Source organism: Corynebacterium sp. HMSC072D12 (assembly GCF_001813925.1).
GTDB lineage: Bacteria > Actinomycetota > Actinomycetes > Mycobacteriales > Mycobacteriaceae > Corynebacterium > Corynebacterium aurimucosum.
Genome location: NZ_KV814384.1, coordinates 38,948 through 62,625, shown reverse-complemented (window position 1 = coordinate 62,625; position 23,678 = coordinate 38,948). Strand labels below are relative to the sequence as shown.

Annotated in this window: 23 protein-coding genes and 3 tRNA genes; 8 read left to right on the top strand and 18 right to left on the bottom strand. The window is 59.8% G+C overall.

The genetic code is table 11. From position 1 onward, the window contains the following. Window positions 1-20: 20 nt before the first annotated feature. Genes HMPREF2943_RS01225 through HMPREF2943_RS01195 form a run of 7 tightly spaced genes read right to left on the bottom strand, consistent with a single transcriptional unit; the run spans window position 21 to window position 7,045 of the window. Window positions 21-776 (bottom strand): sulfite exporter TauE/SafE family protein, encoded by a 756-nt coding sequence (locus HMPREF2943_RS01225; RefSeq protein WP_070444973.1) that lies wholly within the window; start codon window positions 774-776, stop codon window positions 21-23. A 6-nt stretch (window positions 777-782) separates the two neighbouring features. Next, window positions 783-1,259: a pantetheine-phosphate adenylyltransferase gene (gene coaD / locus HMPREF2943_RS01220; RefSeq protein WP_070444976.1), complete on the bottom strand. Its 477-nt coding sequence runs from the start codon at window positions 1,257-1,259 to the stop codon at window positions 783-785. A gap of 2 nt (window positions 1,260-1,261) precedes the next feature. Next, window positions 1,262-1,864: a 16S rRNA (guanine(966)-N(2))-methyltransferase RsmD gene (gene rsmD / locus HMPREF2943_RS01215; protein ID WP_070710594.1), complete on the bottom strand. Its 603-nt coding sequence runs from the start codon at window positions 1,862-1,864 to the stop codon at window positions 1,262-1,264. A gap of 42 nt (window positions 1,865-1,906) precedes the next feature. Beyond that, window positions 1,907-4,003, bottom strand: coding sequence for an ATP-dependent DNA helicase RecG (locus tag HMPREF2943_RS01210; protein ID WP_070710593.1), 2,097 nt, complete (start codon window positions 4,001-4,003; stop codon window positions 1,907-1,909). 3 nt (window positions 4,004-4,006) lie between these two features. Beyond that, on the bottom strand, window positions 4,007-5,425 hold the full coding sequence (locus tag HMPREF2943_RS01205; RefSeq protein ID WP_070710592.1) for a DAK2 domain-containing protein: 1,419 nt from the start codon (window positions 5,423-5,425) through the stop codon (window positions 4,007-4,009). A 10-nt stretch (window positions 5,426-5,435) separates the two neighbouring features. Further along, window positions 5,436-6,044 carry a uracil-DNA glycosylase gene (locus HMPREF2943_RS01200; RefSeq protein ID WP_201829587.1) on the bottom strand — a complete coding sequence of 203 codons (609 nt, stop codon included), beginning with the start codon at window positions 6,042-6,044 and terminating at the stop codon, window positions 5,436-5,438. A 35-nt stretch (window positions 6,045-6,079) separates the two neighbouring features. Continuing rightward, on the bottom strand, window positions 6,080-7,045 hold the full coding sequence (locus HMPREF2943_RS01195) for a thiamine-phosphate kinase (RefSeq protein ID WP_141756071.1): 966 nt from the start codon (window positions 7,043-7,045) through the stop codon (window positions 6,080-6,082). A 90-nt stretch (window positions 7,046-7,135) separates the two neighbouring features. Here HMPREF2943_RS01195 and HMPREF2943_RS01190 point away from each other — a divergent pair, with 90 nt between their 5' ends. Next, window positions 7,136-8,050, top strand: a complete 915-nt coding sequence (locus HMPREF2943_RS01190; RefSeq protein WP_070643399.1) for a DUF3515 domain-containing protein — start codon at window positions 7,136-7,138, stop codon at window positions 8,048-8,050. 29 nt (window positions 8,051-8,079) lie between these two features. On the opposite strand, the gene HMPREF2943_RS01185 is transcribed toward HMPREF2943_RS01190, so the two are convergent. After that, on the bottom strand, window positions 8,080-9,150 hold the full coding sequence (locus HMPREF2943_RS01185; RefSeq protein ID WP_070710590.1) for a D-alanine--D-alanine ligase family protein: 1,071 nt from the start codon (window positions 9,148-9,150) through the stop codon (window positions 8,080-8,082). A 21-nt stretch (window positions 9,151-9,171) separates the two neighbouring features. Beyond that, a complete protein-coding gene (locus tag HMPREF2943_RS01180) occupies window positions 9,172-10,170 on the bottom strand; it encodes an NAD(P)H-dependent glycerol-3-phosphate dehydrogenase (protein WP_070643396.1) in 999 nt (332 codons plus the stop codon). Between the two features lie 148 nt (window positions 10,171-10,318). Between HMPREF2943_RS01180 and HMPREF2943_RS01175 the strand changes: the two genes are divergently transcribed. After that, window positions 10,319-11,317 (top strand): NUDIX hydrolase, encoded by a 999-nt coding sequence (locus tag HMPREF2943_RS01175; protein WP_070710589.1) that lies wholly within the window; start codon window positions 10,319-10,321, stop codon window positions 11,315-11,317. Window positions 11,318-11,366: 49 nt separating this feature from the next. Here the strand turns inward: HMPREF2943_RS01175 and HMPREF2943_RS01170 are convergent, their stop codons facing one another. From HMPREF2943_RS01170 to leuC, 3 genes are all read right to left on the bottom strand, one after another. After that, window positions 11,367-12,266: an EI24 domain-containing protein gene (locus HMPREF2943_RS01170; protein ID WP_070710588.1), complete on the bottom strand. Its 900-nt coding sequence runs from the start codon at window positions 12,264-12,266 to the stop codon at window positions 11,367-11,369. Between the two features lie 75 nt (window positions 12,267-12,341). Continuing rightward, window positions 12,342-12,932 (bottom strand): 3-isopropylmalate dehydratase small subunit, encoded by a 591-nt coding sequence (gene leuD, locus HMPREF2943_RS01165; protein ID WP_070710587.1) that lies wholly within the window; start codon window positions 12,930-12,932, stop codon window positions 12,342-12,344. A gap of 16 nt (window positions 12,933-12,948) precedes the next feature. Further along, window positions 12,949-14,391: a 3-isopropylmalate dehydratase large subunit gene (gene leuC / locus HMPREF2943_RS01160; RefSeq protein WP_070710586.1), complete on the bottom strand. Its 1,443-nt coding sequence runs from the start codon at window positions 14,389-14,391 to the stop codon at window positions 12,949-12,951. Window positions 14,392-14,439: 48 nt separating this feature from the next. On the opposite strand from leuC, the gene HMPREF2943_RS01155 reads away from it, so the two are divergent. Beyond that, window positions 14,440-15,153, top strand: coding sequence for an IclR family transcriptional regulator (locus HMPREF2943_RS01155; protein WP_070445015.1), 714 nt, complete (start codon window positions 14,440-14,442; stop codon window positions 15,151-15,153). Window positions 15,154-15,196: 43 nt separating this feature from the next. On the opposite strand, the gene HMPREF2943_RS12080 is transcribed toward HMPREF2943_RS01155, so the two are convergent. Further along, complete coding sequence (locus HMPREF2943_RS12080) at window positions 15,197-16,000, bottom strand: chymotrypsin family serine protease (protein WP_083315632.1); 804 nt, start codon at window positions 15,998-16,000, stop codon at window positions 15,197-15,199. Window positions 16,001-16,167: 167 nt separating this feature from the next. On the opposite strand from HMPREF2943_RS12080, the gene HMPREF2943_RS12450 reads away from it, so the two are divergent. Together HMPREF2943_RS12450 and HMPREF2943_RS01145 are read left to right on the top strand one after the other, a co-directional pair. Then, entirely contained in the window at window positions 16,168-16,311 is a 144-nt protein-coding gene (locus tag HMPREF2943_RS12450; protein WP_168166174.1) for a hypothetical protein, read from the top strand. A 116-nt stretch (window positions 16,312-16,427) separates the two neighbouring features. After that, window positions 16,428-17,135: a hypothetical protein gene (locus HMPREF2943_RS01145; RefSeq protein WP_246817244.1), complete on the top strand. Its 708-nt coding sequence runs from the start codon at window positions 16,428-16,430 to the stop codon at window positions 17,133-17,135. Window positions 17,136-17,210: 75 nt separating this feature from the next. Here HMPREF2943_RS01145 and HMPREF2943_RS01140 read toward each other — a convergent pair. Next, a tRNA-Glu gene (locus HMPREF2943_RS01140) sits at window positions 17,211-17,283 on the bottom strand. Window positions 17,284-17,920: 637 nt separating this feature from the next. On the opposite strand from HMPREF2943_RS01140, the gene HMPREF2943_RS01135 reads away from it, so the two are divergent. Together HMPREF2943_RS01135 and HMPREF2943_RS01130 are read left to right on the top strand one after the other, a co-directional pair. Next, complete coding sequence (locus HMPREF2943_RS01135) at window positions 17,921-18,325, top strand: hypothetical protein (RefSeq protein WP_070710583.1); 405 nt, start codon at window positions 17,921-17,923, stop codon at window positions 18,323-18,325. Beyond that, a complete protein-coding gene (locus tag HMPREF2943_RS01130; RefSeq protein ID WP_070710582.1) occupies window positions 18,318-18,647 on the top strand; it encodes a transcriptional regulator in 330 nt (109 codons plus the stop codon). Before HMPREF2943_RS01135 ends, HMPREF2943_RS01130 begins: the two co-directional genes overlap by 8 nt. On the opposite strand, the gene HMPREF2943_RS01125 is transcribed toward HMPREF2943_RS01130, so the two are convergent. The 4 genes from HMPREF2943_RS01125 to gltX all read right to left on the bottom strand — a co-directional run bounded on the left by HMPREF2943_RS01125 (window position 18,642) and on the right by gltX (window position 21,138). Beyond that, a complete protein-coding gene (locus HMPREF2943_RS01125) occupies window positions 18,642-19,205 on the bottom strand; it encodes an RBBP9/YdeN family alpha/beta hydrolase (RefSeq protein ID WP_070710581.1) in 564 nt (187 codons plus the stop codon). The two genes, HMPREF2943_RS01130 and HMPREF2943_RS01125, sit on opposite strands and share 6 nt — an antisense overlap. Before the next feature lie 56 nt (window positions 19,206-19,261). Beyond that, a tRNA-Glu gene (locus HMPREF2943_RS01120) sits at window positions 19,262-19,337 on the bottom strand. A 56-nt stretch (window positions 19,338-19,393) separates the two neighbouring features. After that, window positions 19,394-19,465 (bottom strand) — tRNA-Gln (locus HMPREF2943_RS01115). A 173-nt stretch (window positions 19,466-19,638) separates the two neighbouring features. Beyond that, window positions 19,639-21,138: a glutamate--tRNA ligase gene (gltX, locus tag HMPREF2943_RS01110; RefSeq protein ID WP_083315631.1), complete on the bottom strand. Its 1,500-nt coding sequence runs from the start codon at window positions 21,136-21,138 to the stop codon at window positions 19,639-19,641. Between the two features lie 162 nt (window positions 21,139-21,300). On the opposite strand from gltX, the gene HMPREF2943_RS01105 reads away from it, so the two are divergent. Then, entirely contained in the window at window positions 21,301-23,670 is a 2,370-nt protein-coding gene (locus HMPREF2943_RS01105) for a choice-of-anchor M domain-containing protein (protein WP_070710580.1), read from the top strand. The last annotated feature ends 8 nt before the right edge of the window (window positions 23,671-23,678 follow it).

Genomic DNA, 23,678 nt, shown 5'->3' with positions numbered 1-23,678 from the left:
CCACCATACCGAGACGCTGTTTAAGCACCCAGAGTAAAAAGGCCTCGCAGCAATGCGCTGAGCGCTCCTAGGCTGGCCAGCCACAGTGATAGCTTATGGGCCTTGTCCCGAGAGACGCGCCCAGCAATCTTCTTTCCTAAGAGAATGCCAACGCACATTCCAATCACCCCGCAGGGCCACACCAGCCAGTGCAAACCGTCAAAGCCGCCGGAGCCCAAGAAGTACTTCGTCAGAACAGAGGACAATCCGCCGATGACAAAGCAGGGTTGCAGGGTCGGCGCGAGAACCTCCTTGGGCCACCGCGCGGCCTGGGCATAGACCGTGATGACCGGGCCAGCCACGCCGGCCAGGGTATTGGTGAACCCGCCCAAAATACCCGCGGAGATGGCCGGGCCCGTGCCACTCATCTCCGGGACGAACTTGCGCCCAAAGACCACCACGGCCAGCGCAATCAATAAGGCGGCACCAACCAGAACCAACAACGCCGCAGTATCAATACGGGCGATGAGCAGCGCCGCCGGAATTGAGCCGAGGACCATGAAAGGACCGATGCGCAGCCACTTTCCCCAGTCCACATTCTCACGCATCGAATAGGTCGTGAGGATGGCATTGAGGCAGGCCAAGACGTTGATGACCATGATGCCTTCGACGGGGCCGAGGAAAAGCGTCAGGATGGGCCCACCAATGAGGCCCAGGCCCATGCCGGAGACTCGCTGCAAGCACGAGCCAGCGATGACGGTAAGGAGGACAACGAGGGGTATTGCCAGTACAGACATATCCCTTTAGCCTCGGTAGCGTTCCATCACTGCGGCAGCCACATGATCCGGGAACATACCCGTAACATCACCGCCGTACTGCGCCACCTGCTTGCACAGCGAAGAAGAGATATATCCGTATTTCTCATCCGTGAGCAAAAAGACGGTATCGATTCCGGAAAGGCGCCGGTTCATCTGCGCCATCGGCAGCTCATACTCATAATCCAAGGAGGAGCGCAAGCCCTTCACAATCGTGTCTATGCCATGGGCGCTGGTGTAATCCACCAACAATCCGCCCCACCAGTCCACCTCGATCTCCGGGGAAACGGTACGGCGAATAAGGTCCACGCGCTCCTCCACGCTAAACAGCCCAGAAGGCTTGTCGGGGTTTCCCGTCACCAGCACCGTGACCTTGTCAAAAAGCTCGCTGGCACGATTAAAAACGTCGACGTGCCCCAGCGTGATGGGATCGAAAGAACCGGGGCATACGGCGTGAGTCGGCATGGCTAGTCCTCCTGGGTTCCGGTGGTATCGATCTTCGAGCTATCCGCACTGCGGTGATAGATCGCCATATCAAAACGCGCGATGCCAAAGGTCCGCTTCTTAAGCTTCTGACCGGTGGGCTCAAAGCCATCTGGCCACTGTGTGTGCGGCGAGTCCACGTGGCGCTCGATGACAACTATCGCGGCATCATCCAGCACCGGCTCGATGGCGGCGAGAAGACCATCAACATCATCGAAGTCATAGGGCGGATCCGCGAGCACCATGTCGAAGTAGCCGCGCGGTGCGGTGGCCAGGTATGACGAGGCTTTCATTTCTCGTACCTCCACGAGCGGGTGCTTCACCACCCCAATATTGTGGCGAATGACCTTCACGGCCGCAGCATTATTCTCCACGAGGACGACTTCCTCAGCGCCACGGCTAGCTGCCTCAAGGCCTAAGGCGCCGGAACCAGCAAAGAGATCCAACACGCGGGAATCAATGAACCCCCAGCGCACATTCAACGATGAGAAAAGGCCCTCGCGGGCACGGTCGGACGTGGGCCTCGTCCCAGCTTCGGGCACCTTGATGGTGCGCCCGCGGGCTTCTCCGGCGATGATTCTGGTCATGGCTTCTACCCTATCTCCCCTCAGTTTCCCGCGGTGACAAGCCTAGTTTTTCTCCAAAAATCCCTGTTCATCTGCGCTTAGGTTGTGCGTCAGTTCCTCCGCTAATTCAGGGTTACGCTCGACCAACGCGGCGGCATCAGCATGCGTGCGCTCAACGATGTCCCGGTCATTGATGAGGTTCAGCAACTTCAGCGTGCGCTTCGTACCGGATTGCAGTGTTCCCAAGATATCGCCTTCGTGGCGTTGCTGTAGGTCGAGCTCAGCTAGGTCAAAACCAGATGGCGTATCCGCGATAGCTTTGATACGCCGGAAAGACTTGCTATTAGGCTCAGCCGTCGTGTGCAGCAGGCACACCGATTCATTGCCGCCGCGTCCCACGCGCCCGCGCAACTGGTGCAGCTGCGAGACTCCAAAGTTCTCCGATTCCCGGATCAGCATGACGGTGGCATTGGGAACATCGACGCCGACTTCAATGACCGTGGTCGCCACGAGGACATCAATCTCCCCGCGCGCGAAGCTCTCCATTACTTGGTCCTTATCGGGCATTTTGCCGTGGAGCATCTCCACCCGCAGTCCGCGCAAGGGAAGGTTGCGCAGTTGGACCGACATGGTTTCCACACCGCCCTCTCCTTCAATCCGTGGGCAAACGATATAGGCCTGGTGACCCTTGCCTACCTCTTCACGGATGCGCTCGATGGCGCGGCGTACCCACTCCGGCTTCCATTCGGGAACCACCGCGGACAAGATAGGTTTGCGTCCACCGGGTAGCTCCTTGAGCGTCGATACCGCTAGATCACCGAACACCGTCATGGCAATCGTGCGCGGGATAGGTGTCGCAGTCATCACCAACAGGTGCGGGCTGCTCCCCTCCCGAGTTTTGGTGCGCAGGCTATCGCGCTGTTCGACGCCAAAGCGGTGCTGCTCATCCACGATGACGAGGCCCAAATCGAAGAATTCAACGCTGTCCTGGATGATGGCGTGGGTGCCAATCACGATATCGGCCTCGCCAGAGACAATCTCCAACAAAGCTTTGCGTTTCTCCGCCGTCTTCATCGAACCCGTTAGGACCGTGACGGTGACACCTTCGGGAACGCTGGCGCTAATCGACGCCCCATGCTGCGCCGCCAGTACCTCCGTCGGGGCAAGCAGTGCAGCTTGTTTTCCAGCATCAACCGCCTGCAGCATGGCACAGGTGGCAACGAGCGTTTTGCCTGAACCGACCTCACCTTGCAACAGCCGCATCATGGGCGCGGTGCCACACAGATCTGCGTCGATCTCGCCGATGACACGTCGTTGACCGTCAGTCAGCGCGAAGGGTAGCTCGCTGAGCAGCTCATCGCGGTAACCTTCCAGAATTGCCGGCATCGGGGTTGCCGTGCGCGCCTTGACATCGCGCTGACGCAAGGCCATAACTAGGCCCACCGATAGGGCCTCGTTGTACTTGAGGCGCTGGATAGCGCGCTCCGGGCCATTATCACCCGGTTCGTGGATCTCGCGCACGGCGTGATCCAGCGTCACCATCATCCGATAGTCCAGCGGCTCCGGGATCGGTGGGGTGTGCTCGAGCACTTTATGGATAGCGCCCATGATGTACCACGACGTCACCTTTCCGCTAGCCGGGTACACGGGAATCCATTCGCGCTGCAGGAAGGTCTCCAGCGAGCCGAACTGGGAGAGCTTCTTCAGCGAACCTGTCCCCTGCCCAGTAGTGCTATCCAGCAGGGACTCCTGATAGCGGCCGGGGTCGAGGATGAGAAAATCGGGGTGCTGCAAGCTGGGGTATCCCCGGAAGTATTTCAGCTTGCCGGAGAGCATGACGCGCATGCCGCGCCCCAGCACGCGCTGCACGTAGTGCGCATTGAAAAAGGAGGCCTGGACTCCGCTATCCATGTAGAGGATAAACACCACGGCTTTAGATGTGTGTTTAACGCGGAGTTCTTCGATAACGCCAGTGATGGTGACGTGATCACCATCCTCAGCACCGCCGAGGCCCACGTCCTTATTGTGGCGGATGTAGTCGCGCGGATAGTGGCTGAGCAGCTCCCCGCACGTGGTGTATCCGAAGGCGCGCTTGAAAGCCGCGGCATCCTTCTTTGCCAAGATATCCGTCAGTGCGCGGTCATCCTGCCAGCCCAGCATGGTCTACTCCACCCCAATCTCAGTGCGCAGTCCAGGCACGTGCAGAACCACGACATCAACCCCCAACTCTCGGGCTAACTCGTCTTCCTCTAGCTCAAGGCCAGTCAGCACCGTGATCTGCTCGCCGCCATAGCCCAGCTGAGTACGACATGCCGCTAGAATCCCAGCCACGTTTTCTCTATCTGGGTAGGCTACCCGCATGGAACGGGCAGCGTCCTTCATCGCGGCGAGCACGTCGTCGGTGTGCGCGGAACTCGGCGCATAAACCGAGAGCGCCGCCAGCCCGGCTACCAGGGAATCGGTCGGAATGACAGTAGCCTTGCCCGGGTCACCACCGCAGCCATTGGGCAAGAAAAGATCTCCCTCCCCGGCGCTTTGCAGTTCTTCGCCGGGCTTGACGACGTCCGCCCCCGCCTTCTCAAAAAGCTCCCGCGCTGCCTCTTCAGGCACCGCGGCAAAGATACGCCGCTGTGCTCCCCCGCCACCACCAGAATCTTGGCAGCTGGCTGCCTGACCCGTCTGCGGTAGCGCTTCGAGCCGCAGGTTGCTGACCTTTCCCAGGGAATAGGCCTTTTCGATCACGGTCCCCGCCTCAGCGCTATGGATGTGCACGCTGGCGGAGGTTTCCGTCGCCCGTGCAATGACGAGACTATTGCCCAGCGGAGCCAAGGTCTCTTCGATGTCGCCCAGGTTGCCCTCAAAGAAGAAGATGGTTTCGATCTCTGCGAGCTCTTCTCCTGCCTGTGGCTCCCGCACGGCAGGCTCCTCGGAGTGAAGTAGCACCGACTCCGTCAGGGGTTGGCTGGCGGGATCGTGCCCTGTGACCTGAGTGAGCAAGCACTCGAGCAAAATTACGAAGCCGGTTCCACCGGCATCCACAACGCCGGCTTCGCGCAGGGCCGATAGCTGCGAGGGGGTCTCAGCAAGGGCCTTCCGTGCGGCCTCGACCGCTGCGAGCAAGATGCCGTGAAGCTCGGCCCCAGGCTGCTCGGCAGCCTGATTGGCGGCGATGGCCGCGGCTCGCAACACGGTAATAATCGTTCCTTCCACCGGTGCGGCAAGCGCGCGGTCCACCAAAGTGACAGCCAAGGTCAAAGCATCGGCGAGTACCGCACCGTCCACGCGCGAATCCGTCGTGGCATCGGCAACCCCCCGCAGCACTTGGGAGAGCACCATCCCCGAATTGCCGCGGGCACCGCGCACTGAGCCGATGGCCAGGGCTTCGGCCACGTCCACCTCGCCCTTATTGGCCTCCGCCAATGCGGACTCCATGGTGTGCGCCATGTTGGATCCCGTGTCGGAATCGGGCACTGGGAAAACGTTGAGGGCATTGATCTCGGCGCGGCGGCGCTGCAGCTCCTCCACGGTTCGGGCGGCCCACTCGTGGAGGCCACGAGCATCCAACTCAGCGGGATATGACATGCTGGCTAGTCTACAAGCGCCAGTCCACCGCGGGGACGCCACGGGCCTCTAAAGCCGCATTGGCCCGGGAAAAGGGACGCGACCCGAAGAATCCACGCCGCGCTGACAGCGGCGAAGGATGCGGGGAGGTAATGCACTCTGTACCGGGCAGGAAAGCTTGGCAGGCTTGGGCATCGCGGCCCCATAGAATGGCCACGATATCGCGCCCCGCCAGTGCTCTGATGGCGGCCTCGGTAATCGCTTCCCACCCGAGCCTGCGGTGTGAACCGGCCTGGCCCGGGGCCACGGTAAGCACTCGGTTGAGCAGCAGCACTCCTTGCTCAAACCAGGCCCGTAGATCACCATCAGCGCGGCCGGGGATGCCGAGGTCGTCGCCAAGCTCGGCGTAGATATTCTTCAACGAACGCGGGGCCGGCACGCCCGATCGCGTGGAGAAGGACAAACCCATGGCATGCCCCGGCGTGGGATAGGGGTCCTGGCCCACGATGAGCACCCGCACGTCCTCGAGCGGCATAGACAGGGCGGCGAATACATTCTCGGCGGGCGGCAGGAACTCTGCGCCAATCTCGCGCTCAATGCGTGGAAGGTTTTCCTCCAGTGCCTGCCGGATGTAAGGCATCCACGAGTAGTGAATGTGAGAGGTATCAATGTGGCTCACGCGAATCCCTCCCAGCCCTCGCTATAGCGCGGCTCCTCTCCGTCAATGGTCACGCCGCTACCGCGCATCACCCGACCAATTTCCCGGAAACCGGAGGGAGGGGCCTTGTACGTGGTAGCCAACAGCGTGTGGTCCTCGCCGCCGGTTAAGACCCATTCCCAAGGATCGATATCGAGCACCGCGCCGGCGGCAGCCAGCAGCGGGTCAGGGGCAATCGCTCCACGGTCAAGGTCGATGTGCACCCCGGAACGCCCAGCTAAGTGTCCTATATCGCGCACGAGGCCATCCGAGTTATCCGTCATCGAGGTCGAACCGGTTGCCCGCGCGATGACACCACGCCCCGAGGTGAGGGAGGGAGCGCAGTGGGCGTCGACCAAAGGCCAGAATTCTTCTAACTCCGGCGGCAATGCGCGGCCATAGCGTTGCAACAGCGCCAGGCCCGCCCCGGAATACCCAATCTTGCCGTGTGCTACCAACTTCTGGCCCGCCCGGGCACCATCCAGAGTCAGCGCTGCACCACTTCCACCCAGGGAGCCTAACGCCGTGACGTTGATGACCAAGCTCTCACTGCGGGTCAGATCTCCGCCTACGAGCTCCGCGTTATATACCGCGCAGCGCTCAGCGATACCCTGCGCAATCCCCCGCACGAAGTCCACCGAGGTATCTCCCGGGGCGGCAATCGCCAGCAATGCCGCTGTGGGGCGCGCCCCCATCGCCTCAATATCCGCGAAGTTGCGCACAATAGCTTTCTGTCCGATCTCCGCGGCGGTGGACCAGTCCCGCCGGAAGTGCCGACCTTCCACCATCATGTCTGTCGCGGCCACCGTGCGCGAATTGGGTGCTGCCGGGTACAGCACTGCCGCATCGTCGCCGTTGAGCGCGCTCGGGGCTGCAGTGACAATCTCATGGATAACGTGCCGTTCACCGGCTTGATCGAGGGTATGGGACAAACCCACCGTCACGGACTCCTTTTCCTTGCGCGGGCTACACGCCACTCGTGCGCGCCGTCCACGTTCGTTCTTCTCGGGCTATCAGCGATAGGATAAGCCCCTATGGATACCCAATTTAACCGCACCGCTATTTACATCTCACTCGGGATCTCCATCGCGATGGTCTTCGCGGTGATTTTTGGTGCCAAATACGTATTCACCAGCGCCGCGCAACAGCCAGTGGCGCTGCCTCCCACTCCCTCTGAGGCAGCGGACTCCCCCGAGTGTGCCGCTGTCGTCGATGCGCTGCCGGACAAGCTCATGGGTTACCCGCGCGTCGACTTGGTCGATCCTGCCCCGGCGGGCGCCGCCGCGTGGGCAAAGAACTCGGAGGACAAAGTAACGCTGCGCTGTGGTGTTGACCTGCCGCAGCAGTTTACCGACTACTCCCACACCGTCGAGTCCGACGGCGAATCGTGGCTACAGGTCCTCGACGCCACCCCCGGCTCCACCCTCACGACGTGGTACAGCACCAAGCACACCCCCGCCATCGCGGTGACAACCTCCTCGGAGGAGGCCCACGATGACGCTCCAGAGGGGCTAGAAGCAGCCTTCAAGCAACTAGAAAAAAAGGCACAGAAGGCCAACCCAGCGCCGCTATCGCAGCTCAAGGCTGGACCGGATTCCATGTGTCCCGCTCTAGAAGAGGCCCTGCCGGAAACACTTGCAGAGGGCTATACGCGCCGCGCGGATGTGGGAGATAAGAACACCTGGGTTTATAGCGCACCGGGTCAGGAAGAGATTGTCGTGCGCTGCGGCGTGGCCTCTCCGGAGAACTACCGAGCAGGTGTTCAGCTCCAGCAGGTCAACGACGTCCCGTGGTTCGAAGACACCACGCTGGCGGAGGGCACCACGGCCGGCACATGGTTCGCGCTCGGCCGGGCGGAGGACCTCGCGTTGTCTGCCCCACAGGATGCTGCGAATTCCGCGCTGGTGCGGCTTAGCGACGCCCTCGTGGCAGCCACTCCCTCCCAGTAGGTGTGAGAGGCGCGGCCTACATCGTCACCCTAGAAACGCGCGAGGGCCGTCTGAATAAGGGTGTCGAGCAGCTCGGCATAACCTACCCCTTCCGCAGCAAAGACCTGCGGGTACATAGAAATCGGGGTGAAGCCGGGGAAGGTATTCACTTCGTTGATGCAGTAGGAATCATCACTGACGAAGAAATCCACGCGCGATAGGCCCGAGGCACCCAGCGCCCGGAAAGCCTCAATAGCGCGCTGACGAAGTTCGGCGGTCAGCTCCTCACTCAACGGAGCAGGAATTGCTGCCGAGACGCCCTCGTCGATGTACTTGGCATCGAAATCATAAAAGCCTTCCTCAGACTCCGTGGTGCCCAAGAGCTTGGCGGGGACAGAGGCCTGGAGGCTGCCGTCGGGGCGTTCAAGAACTCCCACCTCCACCTCGGCGCCGCTGATTTCTGGCTCGATGAGAACCTTGTCATCGGATTCATAGGCCAGGGTTAGTGCTGCTTCAAGGTCTTCCCACGCGGAGACCTTGGACACACCGATGGAGGATCCACCCCGCGCCGGCTTCACAAAGACGGGCAGGCCAAGGCGTTCCTTTTGGGCGTCATTAAGCGTGGCTTCCCCTGTGAGTACTTCTTGCGGCGCTACCGGAAGGCTTTCCGCGACCAGAAGCTTCTTGGTGAACTCCTTGTCCATTCCCACAGCCGAAGCCAATACGCCTGCGCCGACGTAGGGAATCCCGGAAAGTTCAAAGAGGCCCTGCACTGTGCCGTCTTCCCCATAGGGGCCGTGCAGAACTGGGACGATGACATCGACCTCTGTGTAGTGCTCGTGGCGGGTGACATTGTGGATGCGCCCACGCGTGGCAGGGTTGAGGGATAACGCCAGCTCATCGTGCAGTTCTACTTCGGGCAGCCGCCCGTCAACAATGTCGAGTCCCGCGCGGTTGCCCTGCGTCCAGGTGCCTTCCCGCGTGATGCCAATGGGCACGACTTCATACTTTTCCGGATCAAGGTGCTCCATGATTGCGCCGGCGGAAATGCACGACACCGAATGCTCGGAGCTGCGACCGCCGTACACAACGGCAACGCGCACAGGTTTCGCTTCAGTCATACCGAGCAACTTTACTCGGCTTTACTCAGCTTTCTTGGTGCGACCCATCAGAGCAACAATCATGTCGTCGACAGTCACCCCGCGGTGGCACACACCGTAGACCGCTTGGGTAATCGGCATCTCTACGTCTGCGCGCTGCGCCAACCGAAAGATGGAATCAGATGAGATAACACCTTCCGCAACCTGCCCGTTGGTGGCGGCAGTTGCTTCCTCCAGCGTGCCACCCTGGCCGAGGCGATACCCAAAGGTGCGGTTACGCGACAACGTCGAACTGCACGTCGCCACGAGGTCTCCCATGCCTGCTAGACCAGAGAAGGTGAACGGGTCCGCTCCCAGCTTCACTCCTAGGCGAGTAATCTCCGCGAGCCCGCGCGTGATGATGGTGGCCATGGTGTTGTTGCCTAACCCCTTACCCGCCGCCATGCCGCAGGCAAGTGCAATCACGTTTTTGCAGGCGCCGCCGATCTCCGCGCCGATGACATCGGTGTTGGTATAGGGCCGAAAATACGGTGCTGCGGCGGCATGTTGCACGGCCTCGGCACGGGCAGCATCGCTGCAGGCAATCACCGTGGCTGCTGGTTGCTCCTGGGCCACCTCCTTGGCTAGGTTGGGCCCAGAGAGGACCGCGATACGGTCGGAGGAGACACCAGCGGCGTCTGCGATAACTTCGCTCATTAGGTTGAGTGTGGCCTTCTCCACGCCTTTAGAGATCGACACCAAGGTCGCGTCCTCAGGCAAGAGCGGCGCCCACTTTTCCAGGTTTCCGCGCAGCGTCTGGGAGGGAACGCCGAAGATCACAATATCCGCGGCCTGCAGCGTTGTTGCCGGCTCTGTGGAGGCCTTAATCGACTCAGGAAGCGGGAGTTCTGGGAGGTAATCCGGATTCTCGTGGCGCGTGTTGATGGCATTCGCCAATTCCTCGCGGCGCGCCCACAAGCGGACGTCGTTGCCGGCGTCAGCAAAGACTTTTGCCAGCGTGGTTCCCCACGAGCCTGCCCCCATTACTGCCACGTTTGCCATGTGCCACCTCACTCTAGATTCCTCTGCATTGGCTTTTCCCATTAAAGCACGCCTGGCATTCCTGCACGCTCGGCGCGTAAGGCTGCATCGCGACGGCGAGTGGAGGAAGATAGAGAAGGTTGAAAGCTACCGGCGCAAAAGGAGCAGCATGCCCAAGGCAAAGAACATGCACGAGACGGACAAAGACATTCGCTCGGAAGTCTTCATTTCCGGACGCCACCAGGAGATCCCCGTCGATCCGGCAGAAGAATTCAAGCGCACGACGCTTGCCGCCGGCGCGGTTCTCTGGCGTGGCGACCCGCACGATCCGGAGGTTGCACTTATCCACCGCCCCCACTATGACGATTGGTCGCTGCCCAAGGGCAAGGTCGATCCGGGCGAATCGCTCCCCGCGACCGCCGCGCGCGAGATCTTCGAGGAAACCGGTTACTCCGTGCGCCTAGGCAAGCTCATCGGCAAGGTGGCCTACCCGGTGCAAGGCCGCACGAAGGTGGTCTACTACTGGCTGGCCCGTGTACTCGACGGTGAGTACACCCCGAATGAAGAGACCGATGAGCTGCGTTGGATGAAGATCGACGAGGCCAGCTCATTACTCTCCTACGACGTTGATGCCCAGGTGCTAGGCAAGGCACACAAGCGTCTGCGCCTTGCGCCTACGACCCGCGTTCTTTATGTGCGCCATGCACGCGCACACCAGCGCCGCTCGTGGGAAGGCGATGATGACCTGCGCCCGCTGGATAAAAAGGGGCGCCGCCAGGCGGAGATGCTCGTGCCGATGCTCACGCCATTTCATCCGACCGCCATTTATAGCGCTCCGCCGCAGCGTTGCCAGTACACCGCTGCCCCGCTGGCCGATGAACTCGGCATGGACATCGCCGTGAATAAAGCATTCGGCGATGATGTCTTTGCTGAATCGCCCGACGACGCACGCGCCGCCTTCCAGCGCGTGGTCGACGGCGGCGGTGTTCCGGTTATCGTCAGCCAAGGGCTGACCATCCCCGGCATCATCGAGTCCTACGCGCCGAAGTTCCTTAAAAAGTCGATCGATGAGCTCAAGTTCAAGAAGGCTTCGGTATGGGTTCTTTCCTTCAACGACGGTGAGCTTACCGGGGCGGACTACTTGGCTAGCCCGCTTCCTGTGCGCTAAGTACGGCATCGCCGCCGTCTCTCAGGAACTTCAGTGCTGCCCTTCTGTCTTATTCCCACCGCGCTGCAGGGCGGCGCTGCATAGCGCGAGTGAAAAGGACCATCCCGAGCGCCCAGATCGGATAGGCGGCAAGGAAGCCGACTATGGGAATAAAGACAAGCAAGCTCGCGATGAGGGAGCAGACCAAGATAAAGAGCAGCGACTGCCCTAGATTCTCCATGACCAGGTTGAGGGCCTCTCGGAAGCAGTCCATGAGAGGCTTATCAGGGTTATCCGCCTTAATCACGGGCGCTGGCCACAGGAGCGCAAAGAGAATCAGACCAGGGAAGCCGCCCGCAATAGATCCGAGCATTACCAAAGTAAAGAAGCAGGCATAGACGCCGGCGCAACCACTCAGCTGGGCAAACCTAAAGTAGTCGCGGAAGGTGACCTGCTCCCCATCAGCGATCTTCCGGGAACCATTAAAGAGGTTCGCCATTAGCCAGAAAAGATAAGCGAAGGCGACTAGCCCCATGACAACCATGAGAGGGATCCCGACGGTAGGCACCAAAGGCTCAATGTCCGTGCCGTTTTCTTCCATTACTGCGAAGATGCCGCCTACAGCGGTACTCGGAACAAGAAGAAGAGCAAAAGTGATGATGAAATGCACCAGCATGGCCAACATCCCTGGCACAGGCTGCTTCAGGTAGCCCTTGAATGATTGGCCCACAATATCCATGGCGTCGATGGGTTGGGCGGGCGCCCCGCCTGGTGGATTTCCAGCCCAGGCACCAGGCTGGCGCGCCCCGTAGCTGCCGGACTGCTGGTAACCGTAGTTCCCTGGCTGTTGATAGCCATACCCCTGATAGCCATACCCCGCGGTGTCGTGATTGTCATAGCTGCCATACCCGCCGGCGCCGCCGAACTGATTGCCGCTGTCCCCGCTAGAGCTTTGATAAGGATTGCTCATGCCGAGGATGTTAACGCCGATATGTGTCCGGCGCCACAGGAGGCGGGGAATGCTCCCACGCCTCCATTGCTCACGTTAAGATGCTACGACGCGGGGCTTGAACGCGGGGCGCGCGGATTCGAAAGCCTCGATATCGGCCTCATTGCGCAGGGTCAGGCCAATATCATCGAGCCCCTCCATAAGGCGCCAGCGAGTGTAATCATCGATCTCAAAGGTGTAGCTGTTGCCGCCGACGCTAACCGTGCGCGCTTCCAGATCCACGGTGGTCTCGGTCTCGCCGGCCTCCAACTGTTTCCAGATGAGCTCGATGTCTTCTTGTTCCATGAGCCCCGTCAGCAGGCCAGCCTTTCCGGAATTGCCGCGGAAAATATCGGCGAAGCGTGAAGAAAACACCGCCTTGAATCCATACTCGGCAAGCGCCCATACTGCGTGCTCACGGGAGGACCCGGTACCAAAGTCCGGCCCCGCGAAAAGCACAGAGCCTTCCCTGAACGGTTCCTCGTTGAGAATGAAGTGCTCGTCGCTGCGCCAGTTAGAAAACAGACCGTCGGCAAAGCCGGTGCGTTTAACGGACTTCAGGTAGCGCGCCGGAATAATCTGGTCAGTGTCCACATTGGATACTCGCAGCGGAACGCCGATGCCAGTATGAGTAACGAATTTCTCCATTGTCTTCTCCCTTTCCTTAAGCGCCGGCCACGGCGGCATCGTCGATATCTGCTGGTGCGGCCAGGTGACCCAAGACTGCTGTCGCCGCGGCAACGGCCGGGGACACTAGGTGGGTACGGCCACCGGGGCCCTGGCGGCCCTCAAAGTTGCGGTTGCTTGTCGACGCCGAGCGCTCCCCCGGCTTCAGCTGGTCTGGGTTCATACCCAGGCACATCGAGCAACCAGCGGTGCGCCATTCAGCGCCAAAATCAGTGAAAATCTTATCCAGGCCTTCTTCTTCGGCCTGCGCCTTCACCACGGCGGAAGAGGGAACCACCATCATGCGGGTATCAGCCGCGATACTGCGCCCTTTGACTACCTCAGCGGCTGCGCGCAGGTCTTCGATGCGAGCGTTCGTGCAGGATCCCAGGAAGACAGTGTCGATCTGGATATCGCGAAGCGGCGTGCCAGGCTCCAGGTCCATGTACGCCAAGGCCTTCTCGACTGCAGCCTTCTCACCGTCGTCACCGCACTCCTCTGGGTCGGGCACCACAGCGCTCAGCGGCAGGCCCTGTCCCGGGTTCGTTCCCCAAGTGACAAACGGGGTGAGGGCAGAGCCGTCGATCTCCACGACGGTATCGAACTCGGCGCCCTCATCGGTCGGCAGCGTCTTCCAGTAGTCAACCGCTGCGTCCCAGTCTTCGCCCTGCGGGGCGAACTCGCGGCCCTTGACGTACTCAAAGGTGGTTTCATCCGGAGCCACCATGCCAGCGCGGGCACCAGCCTCGATGGACATGTTGCAGATCGTCATGCGCGCTTCCATCGACATTTTGCGAATGGCCTCGCCGCGGTACTCGATAATGTGGCCCTGGCCGCCGCCGGTGCCAATCTTGGCGATGATAGCCAGAATCAAGTCCTTGGCCGAAACGCCTTCCGCCAGCTCTCCGCTAACCTCGATAGCCATCGTCTTGAAAGGCTTGAGCGAAAGCGTCTGGGTGGCCATGACGTGCTCAACCTCGGAGGTACCGATGCCCATGGCAATGGAGCCGAAGGCGCCATGCGTCGAGGTGTGCGAGTCACCACACACAATGGTCATGCCGGGCTGGGTAATTCCCAGCTGGGGGCCTACGGTGTGAACGATGCCTTGCTGAGCATCACCCATCGAATGCAAGCGCACACCGAACTCTTCACAGTTCTTGCGCAGGGTAGATACCTGCGTGCGGGAGACCTCATCTTTAATTTCTAAAAGGTTGCCGGTCTTAATTCCGACGGTGGGCACGTTATGGTCTTCAGTGGCCAGGTGCAGCTCAGGGTGACGCATAGTGCGACCGGCCAAGCGAAGACCGTCGAAAGCCTGGGGGCTGGTAACTTCGTGCAGGAGCTGAAAGTCAATATAGATAAGATCGGGCTCGCCGCCCTCGCCCTTGCGCACAACGTGGTCGCGCCATACCTTCTCTGCGAGTGTCAGTTTCTCAGTCATGTATCTCTCCACTTGAAATCTCAATTAATGGGACGTAGATTTCATTATATGGGAGAGTATAGCGCAGTATCAGGAATTAAGGTATTGGATCGCGCAGTAGCCATCATGATGGCCGCGACCAACCGCCCCTCCACGCTCAATGAGCTGTGTGAGACCACCGGCCTACCCCGGGCAACCGCACACCGTCTCGCCACAGCGCTCGAGGCACACCGGATCCTTACCCGCACGCCCGACGGTAAGTGGGGTGCGGGTCCCGCCCTTCCCGGCAACCGGGATCGAATCATCGAGACCGCCGGCCCCATCATGGAGGAGCTTCTCGACGCCACTGGCGAATCCGTCCAGCTATACGAGCTCTCGGGAACCACCCGCACCTGCATTGCCACGCGCGAGCCAGAAATTGGACTACACAACGTGGTCCCTGTAGGCCGCCAGCTCCCGCTCACCTCTGGCTCCGCCGCTAGAATCTTCGCAGCTTTTGCCGATGTACACGTTGAGGATGCCATTTTCAGCGAGCACGATGTCGAACTCGCACGCACCAACGGTTATTCCGAATCCATCGAGGAACGCGAGTCCAACCTCGCCTCCATCTCCGCACCAGTTTTCGACGGCGCCGGAAACTTCATCGCCGCGCTCTCCATTTCTGGTTCGGCCGAGCGCTTCCGTCCCTCCCCAGCGGAGAAATTTGCGGATGTACTGGTCAGCGCTTCCAACCGGCTGAGCGCCGCCCTTTCCAACAGCGCACCGAACAATGGCAACCGCTAAGACCGCCGACGGCTAGGCCTGCAAACTCCGCCCCCAGATACCTCTAAATACTCAAACCAAAATACATTGCGAGGCCACGCAGTCCTTCTGGGCCCGCGCTGCTTGTCGAGGACAACGCCTCACCCTTTTCCTGCGCCACCCGGATTGGATTTCCTGGTTCCCGGTTGGGACGTCGCGGTACCCAACCTTGGTGCGGCAAGCGCGCCAGTTCATCCGCGTGTGGCATCCGTGCATAGTTTGAGAAAATTACCGTCCGGCCTTCTCGATTGGTCTGGGTAATCCCCTGGTAAATACCCACCACACCTGGCCGCCCTGGAACGGAGACTGCTCCACCGCTATCCCCTGGTGCCAGCGACACGTCGACCGCATAGTTCATTCCAGGAAAGAGGCCTGGCCCCCGCACCGCAGTACCGCATTGACGCGACGTGGCCTGCCCGTCGAAGCACACAGCTGCTCCTTCGCCTGGGACCGGCGCCATGCCATCCCCTGTCAGGGGGTTTCCGGCCGAGTACGTTCCGCCGGCGAACTGAATATAGGCCAAGTCATGCCCTGCCGCCCCAGAAGGCTTGAACCAACGCAAGGTTCCTACGTGCTGGCCCGCTTCGTTATACATCTGCTCCCCGTTGAGACCGCAGTGGGCCGAAGTCCACGCCCGGCTAGCCTCAACATAACCGACACTGCACAAGGTGCCATCAGCAGCAGCAACCTTTTGCCCCTGCCTCACCGGCACACCCTCGGCAGCCGTTGCGGGAGTAGCAAGAGCAATGGCTAGCGAGCATGCACCAACCACAGAACCAAGGCCGGAAGCAAAAAGCGAAAGGCGACGCTGAGGAGACTTATTCATCATACTTTCACTCTAGCCTGTTTCACCCCACATACACCTCACGCCCCGCACGTCACTCTACTAACACCCCCTAGCACCCCCACTATTGAAACTGAGTTGAAAACACGCTTTACTGACAGTGGCAGCTACTGAAAACTGATTGAAAATCCCCAGCCTTTCAAGGAGGAGTCATGACCCACACCATTCACGACGAGCACACGCACACCCACGGCGAAGGCTGTGGCCACGTAACCGTCCCGCACGGCGATCACGTGGACTACCTGCACGATGGCCACCGCCACACAGCGCATGATGGCCACTGGGATTGCCACTAAGAGCACTCCGGATTCCGTTTTTCCGAGCTGCCTAGCCCGCGCCCACGATGCCGGGCTTGGGCAGCTCTCCCCGTTTTCTCCAGCGCATCTCGGCACATCCCGTTAGGGTGGAACTTATGACTTCCACGCGCACCCTCCGACCCGTCGCAGCTTTTGCAGCCATAGCCACCGCTGGTGTTTTAACGGTTGGATGCTCCACGTCATCCGACATGGCAGCATCGTCAGGCCCGGGCGAAGTATCGGGTGAGCCAACTTTCGAGAACACATACCCAGCCTTTCAGCCGCTCAATGATGACGCTGAACTTCACGTTCCCGACTCTGCCGACGAAGGAGCCCCATCCGGCCCCGAACCGACATTGCCCGGCACCGCAGCCGATCAGCCTGGGGGCCAGCCTCAACAGCCGGATACTCAAGCGCAGAGTGTGCAAGGAGCCCAACCAGGCGCAGGCCAGCACCAGACCGCTCAGGCTGCAAAGATGTCCACCTACAATAGCCTCTCCGAACAGCTTCCCCAAGGCGAAGCCAACGGTGCAGCAGTCAACGTTCACGGCACACCCGCCACGGTGTGCCAGATGGGCGATGGCTATAACATCGCCTTCGTCATGGCCGGCGCAAACACTAGTTGCGATTTTGCGCGCTCCACAGCCGGCCGCTTGATGACCTTAGCCCCAAGCTCCCAGGATGACCTCCGCGCCTATATCCCCGCACAGGTAACCGTCAACAGCTCGGTCACACAGCAGAACTACTCATTGACGTGCAACATTGATGAGCACGAGGTGATTCGCTGCACGGGCGGTAATAACGCTGAAGTCCTCATTGTCTAGACTCCAGACCGCTAACCCATAACCCGATCAGGAAAGAGGGCGACAAGCTATATCGCTTGTCGCCCTCTTTATTTGTACCCCGTACGGGATTTGAACCCGTGTTACCGGCGTGAGAGGCCGGCGTCCTAGGCCGCTAGACGAACGGGGCTCGCTTAGCTGTCCGTTTCGGACTTGCTAAACACTATAGGATCCCCGAAAGATTGCACAAATCGGCAGGTAACGGACCCTTTTTACACAGATAAAATCCCGAACCTCGTTGCCACTTATGGCTGCGATGTAAACTTCGACTCTCAAGGCCTAGGTGCGGATCGAATCAGTGGTTATTCCGCTGGCGTGCCGTTGGCTGCTGGGGCCGGAGCACTAGTTAGTCATCGCTGGAGGTTCGGGAGGACACGTGCGCTAACAGCATGCGATGCAAGGCTCCTACTTCGCTCGAGTGTTGGCTTTAAGAAGTTGTGGATTATGGCGATGCCGCCTTGTATTATCTGCTAGAGTCGCGTCGGCGATAGTGATGATTTTCAACTTCCGCCATCCGCTCTCCTTTCTGTCGGGAATGCGTTGTACCTGCAGTGTATGGCCAGAAAAGGCATACCGGTAGGACTTAGACCAATTGGCCACTGGTCCACCCCCTGGTACTCCACCGCCCCTCCCGTCCACCTCGCCGAAGATGCACACCGGTATGGGGTAAAACCAGACCACTCAGATGACACGAGAAGCCACGCCCCTTTACTTGCCACTAGTGCAAGCGTTACACTTGCACTAATTGCAAACAAGGAAGGCAAGTTATGAGCGACGAACTCAAAGTCATTGGAGAGGTTCACCAACGCACAGCTTGGAAGCAGAGCTGGTGGGCGGTAGCACTTGTAGCGCTCGGCATCGGCAGTAGCCTCGCATTCTCTAAGCTGTCGTGGTGGTACACCCTCGCAATCCTCATACCGACCTTCATTCTCGGCTACCTCCTCAAGGACAAAATCGCGAACCCTTTTGTTCGCCCCAATCCCAACAAGGGGCCAAGGAACGATCGCGCCACGTGGTCACGCGTACTGCTTCCCGCCGCAATGATTTTCTCCACCACGCCGACACCTGATACATGGCCATGGATGATCACCAGCGGGGTCGTCGTTTCAGCAGCGACGGCTTGGATGCTGTACGAGAACCGCAACGCGGCAATAAAGGGCGCCAGTGTCTAGGGAAGCGCCCAACCAATCCCCTGAGCTGGATCCAGTTATCCACCCGATTAACCGCCTCAGAATCTGTGCCACGCTCTACTCCGCCGGTGCCACCGACGGTCGGCAAATGAAGTACAGCACGCTCGCCGAGTTGACCGAGCTACCCGCCGATACACTTTCCAAGCAGTTAAAGCACCTCGAAGACCGCGGCTATATTAGCCGCGCCCGAGAGTACGGTTCTACCCGCGCTAAGGACACTGTGTGGGTCACGCTTACTGAGGCAGGCACACAAGCTTACGTGCAGCACGTGGAGGCGCTCAAAGCCATGACTGGGGGCTTATAGGTTGCGCAGCCATTGCGCTATGCGATTCCCCAGCTGTGGAAACTCGGTATAGCCGTCGCTCTCAAGGAAGTGTCCAGCGTCGTGGATGGTGATGGGTGCGGCCGAGAGGGCGTCGGCAAGCTGCTGCGTGAGGGAAGGGTCCACCAGGAAATCGTCCGTAGACACGAAGACCTCTATGTGAGCGATGTGGGCTTTGACAGCAGGCACGTCGACGTGGGCCTGGCCAATAAATTCGTCAAGCTCTGGGATGACACGAAGCTTCTCCATAAACCCAGAGACAATGAAGAGCCCAGGAAGCTCCCACTCGCCCTCCAATGCCGTGAGATAGTGCAGCACCGCGGTGCCGCCCAGGCTATGCGTGATGATGCAAGTATTAGCGTTTGGACGCTCAATATCGTTGCGAATCGCCTCTACCCACTCATCGAGCTTCGGAGCGTTCGGTTCCGGCAGCGCGATGGTGTGAACGGTGTGGCCATCGGCGGTCAGCAGGCTCTCTAGCCACGGGAACCAGTGACTGTCAGGGCTGGCTTGGTATCCATGAACAATGTAGAAGTGCATGGTCGCCAATTATAAGAAAAAGAGTGGCAAGCTCATCGTGCTTGCCACTCTTTAAGTGGTACCCCGTACGGGATTTGAACCCGTGTTACCGGCGTGAGAGGCCGGCGTCCTAGGCCGCTAGACGAACGGGGCTTAGAACTGTGACGACGTACTGTAACGTGCAGTGCCACGTTACATCGCTATCACTGCTGGCCTACCAGGACTCGAACCTAGAATGACGGTACCAGAAACCGTTGTGTTGCCAATTACACCATAGGCCATTATTGCTTTGAACTGGCCGAGGCTTTAACCCCTCGCCGCTCGCTGCAACGGTTTATAACTATATCCAGCACTAACGATACACACAAATCGCCAGTTCAGAAAGCATTTTCGGGGCGTTAGGAATGAAACCTAACGCCCCGAAATGACAGCCATGTGAGACTACTTAATGGATCTACTCAGCGCTCCACGGCGTGAGCGCCTGCGCAGCCTTGAGTCGGGTCAGCGTGGACTCCTTGCCCAGCAACTCCATGGACTCAAACAGCGGCGGGGAGACCTGCTGGCCAGAGATTGCTACACGCAGGGCGCCGTAGGCCTTGCGTGGCTTGAGGCCGAGGTCGTCGATAAGCGCGGCGGAGAGAACCTTCTCAATCTCCTCCGTCTTCCACTCCCCGAGCTCCTCCAGCTTGGCGATGGAAACCTCCAGCGGCTGCACTGCTTCTTCCTTGAGGTTCTTGCGTGCTGCCTTCTCATCCAGTTCCAGATCGGCATCCGGCGTGGTGAGGAAGGACATGAGCCCATAGGCGTCAGACAGCGTCTTGATGCGGGTCTGCACCAGATCCGCAGCGAAAGCGAACTTCTCTTCCGGATAGTCGGCCGGGAAGTCGGTGTACTCAGTCAGGTAGTCGCGCAGGCGCTGCGCAAAGTCTGCTGGCTCCAGCAGACGGATGTGGTCGGCATTAATGGCCTCGAGCTTCTTCTGGTCGAAGCGAGCTGGGTTACCCAACACGTCGTGAACGTCGAAGTTGGCGATGAGCTCGTCAACGGAGAAGATGTCCTGGTCGGCAGACAGGGACCAACCCAAAAGCGACAGGTAGTTGAGCATGCCCTCCGGGATAATGCCGTTGTCGCGGTGGTTGAACAGGTTGGACTGTGGGTCACGCTTGGACAGTTTCTTATTGCCTTCACCCATCACGAAGGGCAGGTGCCCAAACTCGGGAGTCTGCTTGGCAATACCAAGCTCCACGAGCGCCTCATAGAGAGCGAGCTGGCGCGGCGTGGAAGACAGGAGGTCCTCTCCGCGCAGGACGTGAGTAACTCCCATGAGGGCATCGTCGACCGGGTTAACCAGCGTGTAGAGCGGCGCACCGTTCGAGCGCGCCACGACATAGTCCGGCTGGGTCTCCGACTTGAAAGTCATCTCGCCGCGCACCAGGTCATTCCAGGACCAATCCTTGTCCGGCATGCGCAGGCGCCAAACCGGCTTACGGCCTTCTGCCTCGAAGGCGTCGATCTGCTCTTGAGTGAGGTCGCGGTCGAAATTGTCGTAGCCCAGCTGCGGGTCGCGGCCGGCCGCCTTATGGCGCTCCTGAACCTCTTCGTTGGTGGAGTAGGCCGGATAGACATAGCCGCCATCCTTGAGCTTCTGCAGGACATCTGCGTAGATGTCCATGCGCTGCGACTGACGGTAAGGCTCATCCGGGCCACCGACGTTAACACCTTCATCCCAGCCCAACCCGAGCCAGTTCAGGGAGTCGATGATGGCCTGGTAGGACTCCTCAGAGTCACGGGCAGCATCGGTGTCCTCGATGCGGAAGATGAGCGTACCGCCAGTGTGACGGGCATAGGCCCAGTTGAACAGAGCCGTGCGGACCATGCCCACGTGGGGCGTGCCGGTAGGCGAAGGGCAGAAACGGACGCGGACGTCGGATGTCGGTTTAGTCATGTCCCCCATCGTAGTTCAGCGCCTCCCCACTGCACTGGCCGCCCCACTTGGGGGTAATTGAACCCCGTTTCCACTAAGCGTGAACTGGGCTTTCTGCGCAAGCTTAACGGGACTGAATTCCATTACCTATAGTGAAACTCTCGCCAAAGAACTGAAGAAAGGTCCCAGACTGTGGCTCGAACTCGCTATGTGGCGCTTTTAACCTGCGCCACGCTTCTCTTCTCCCCCGCTACCGCCGTCGCTGGTCCCGACGACGGCAAACACGTAGCCACTCAGACACATATTGATTCTCCCAAGGCTTTCTGGGAGGGCAATGCTCTCAACCTCAAGAGCCATTCTGCAAGCTCCGACCACGACCTAGCCGATACAGTCACCTGGGTAGGTAAAGGCTGGAACCAGAACGGCACCAACCAATACCAGTTCACAGTGCCTGAGGACCCCGCGCTCGCTTTTGTGGGAAAACCGGGCGAGACGTATTACATGGCGCCTGCCAGTGTCCAAGGCAGCTTGGACCCGGTGTGGATGGGCTTCGGCGCGGACACAGAGCTGCCTGTCGACGACTTCCGTGACAACATCGCTTCCCTGGACCTCTTAAGCGTTGACGGCCCCGGCGATGTCGAGATGTTTGGCTACTACCCCGGACCCGGCGGCCTGCAGCGTTTCTTCGGAACCACCGAGGGCGCTCCGCATTCCGCATGGCTGACCAGCGGCACGCATACCCACAACTACACCGTCTTTTCCAAGCCTGGACGCTATGAGCTCACCTATCAAACGAGCGCGCGGGGCAAGGATGGCTCGTTGATTACCTCCAAGCCCACGACCACCTCGATCCAAGTCGGCGGGCAGCGTCCCGCTGATGAGAAAACGGCTTCCCTCAAAGAGCGCTTTGACCAGGCTTCCTCTGGTGATGCCAGCCAGAAGGATTACCGCCTGAGCATCACGCCCAAGAAATCTGGGGACAAGGACGGAGATGAGCACCTTTCCTCCATCGATTTCTCCGGCGGCAGCGACGGTACGCTCACGCTGCTGATCGACGGCTACTTCCTCACCGATCTAGCCGTGAAAGATGGCAAAGCACACTTCGATGAATTCTTAGGACCCGAGGCTTCAACAATCCAAGCTGTGTACACCCCGGAGGACGGCAGCCCGCGCTGGGTGAGCGAGGAGCTCGCCTACTCTGCAAACGCAGAGCTTTCCACCACCTCGAAGACGTCTGCGGACTCCTGGACCGAAACCACTAACCCCCGCCAGCTCTTCTCCGAAGAAGAGGTTTCGCTATCTGACACGGGGCTGTCCGCACGCGCTGTTCCGGAGGGCGAAGACGCCACCCGCATCATCCTGGAGGCAGCCGATAAGAACCTGGAAGGCTACGTGCACGGCGGCTTCTTTAGCAAGGGAAGTTCGCTTCCCGACATCGATTTCGACGGCACGATCACCCGCGGCCGCGCGGAATTTGTCGTCGCCGCCGATGCAAACTTCAACGGCAATACCGTACGCCTCGATATTCTTCCGCACCCGAGCATCACGCAAGAGTCCGGCAGCATCACACTGACCGACAATTTCGCCTTCGGGCAAAAGTACGAGGGAGCGGGCAAACTCGGCGCTGGGGCTCAGGCTCCTGCGCCAGCCCCGGATAACAGCCCGAAACCGGACGCAGGAGAACACACTGGTACCTGTGCTGACAAGGTGGTACTTGACCGCGGCCACGTCGACATTGCGGTCACCCGTGAGGGTGATGAGTTCCTCACCCGCTTGAAGGATGAAACGGCCCTCGTGGACAAGAAGGCCGTCGAGCGTCCGCTCGATGACGTGGTCCTCGCGGTGCACGACAACGCCCTGCGCTCCCGCCCCGCCGCACTTAAGGGCAAGGACTTCGATTACCTAGGCAAGGAAAAGTTCTTCCTCCTCCCACAGACCCAGGAGCAGAGCATCATCTGGCCGGGCTATAACACCCAGGCCCTCAACTACAAGGACTATAAAGACGGCAAAGTCACGCTCAACATCAAGCCCGTGGAGATGCCAGAGGGTGCGCAGGTAGGCCTTTTCACTGCCGAAGGCTTGGGCAAGGTTTTCACCCCGCTGATCAATTCCGCCGAGGGTGACTACTCCATCGAGACCACTTTTGCTTCGCACACCCACACCAATTGGGCGTTTACCAAGCCAGGCATGTACAAGCTTGAGGTCACCTATTCGGCCACCACCACAGAGGGCAAGGACATCTCCTCTGCTCCCCAAACGCTCACCGTCGCAGCGGGCGATGCCGCAATCAAAGACTGTGCGAACTCGAAGGACGGAAACGAAGGCGAAGACACCCCGAAGCCTGGTGGCAAGAAACCCGGAGATAAACCAGGCGATAAGAAGCCAGACGATAACCAGCCTGGTGGCCAGAAAGACAAGACATCCTCTCTGCCCAAACTCGAGAGCCTGTGGGGCCTGGTACTCCCAGTTGTCTTGGCCATCATCTTCCAAGGCTTCCTCAACTTCTACAACGATCACCGTGACCAGATTGCGGCGCGGTTCACTGGCCTGCTTCCCCGCTAGAAAGGACA

Excerpts from the sequence above, each read along its gene's own strand:
- HMPREF2943_RS01225 (WP_070444973.1), bottom strand. The coding sequence starts at position 776 with ATGTCTGTACTGGCAATACCCCTCGTTGTCCTCCTTACCGTCATCGCT.
- coaD (WP_070444976.1), bottom strand. The coding sequence starts at position 1,259 with ATGCCGACTCACGCCGTATGCCCCGGTTCTTTCGATCCCATCACGCTG.
- rsmD (WP_070710594.1), bottom strand. The coding sequence starts at position 1,864 with ATGACCAGAATCATCGCCGGAGAAGCCCGCGGGCGCACCATCAAGGTG.
- HMPREF2943_RS01210 (WP_070710593.1), bottom strand. The coding sequence starts at position 4,003 with ATGCTGGGCTGGCAGGATGACCGCGCACTGACGGATATCTTGGCAAAG.
- HMPREF2943_RS01205 (WP_070710592.1), bottom strand. The coding sequence starts at position 5,425 with ATGTCATATCCCGCTGAGTTGGATGCTCGTGGCCTCCACGAGTGGGCC.
- HMPREF2943_RS01200 (WP_201829587.1), bottom strand. The coding sequence starts at position 6,044 with ATGCCTTACATCCGGCAGGCACTGGAGGAAAACCTTCCACGCATTGAG.
- HMPREF2943_RS01190 (WP_070643399.1), top strand. The coding sequence starts at position 7,136 with ATGGATACCCAATTTAACCGCACCGCTATTTACATCTCACTCGGGATC.
- HMPREF2943_RS01185 (WP_070710590.1), bottom strand. The coding sequence starts at position 9,150 with ATGACTGAAGCGAAACCTGTGCGCGTTGCCGTTGTGTACGGCGGTCGC.
- HMPREF2943_RS01180 (WP_070643396.1), bottom strand. The coding sequence starts at position 10,170 with ATGGCAAACGTGGCAGTAATGGGGGCAGGCTCGTGGGGAACCACGCTG.
- HMPREF2943_RS01175 (WP_070710589.1), top strand. The coding sequence starts at position 10,319 with ATGCCCAAGGCAAAGAACATGCACGAGACGGACAAAGACATTCGCTCG.
- HMPREF2943_RS01170 (WP_070710588.1), bottom strand. The coding sequence starts at position 12,266 with ATGAGCAATCCTTATCAAAGCTCTAGCGGGGACAGCGGCAATCAGTTC.
- leuD (WP_070710587.1), bottom strand. The coding sequence starts at position 12,932 with ATGGAGAAATTCGTTACTCATACTGGCATCGGCGTTCCGCTGCGAGTA.
- leuC (WP_070710586.1), bottom strand. The coding sequence starts at position 14,391 with ATGACTGAGAAACTGACACTCGCAGAGAAGGTATGGCGCGACCACGTT.
- HMPREF2943_RS01155 (WP_070445015.1), top strand. The coding sequence starts at position 14,440 with ATGGGAGAGTATAGCGCAGTATCAGGAATTAAGGTATTGGATCGCGCA.
- HMPREF2943_RS12080 (WP_083315632.1), bottom strand. The coding sequence starts at position 16,000 with ATGATGAATAAGTCTCCTCAGCGTCGCCTTTCGCTTTTTGCTTCCGGC.
- HMPREF2943_RS12450 (WP_168166174.1), top strand. The coding sequence starts at position 16,168 with ATGACCCACACCATTCACGACGAGCACACGCACACCCACGGCGAAGGC.
- HMPREF2943_RS01145 (WP_246817244.1), top strand. The coding sequence starts at position 16,428 with ATGACTTCCACGCGCACCCTCCGACCCGTCGCAGCTTTTGCAGCCATA.
- HMPREF2943_RS01135 (WP_070710583.1), top strand. The coding sequence starts at position 17,921 with ATGAGCGACGAACTCAAAGTCATTGGAGAGGTTCACCAACGCACAGCT.
- HMPREF2943_RS01125 (WP_070710581.1), bottom strand. The coding sequence starts at position 19,205 with ATGCACTTCTACATTGTTCATGGATACCAAGCCAGCCCTGACAGTCAC.
- gltX (WP_083315631.1), bottom strand. The coding sequence starts at position 21,138 with ATGGGGGACATGACTAAACCGACATCCGACGTCCGCGTCCGTTTCTGC.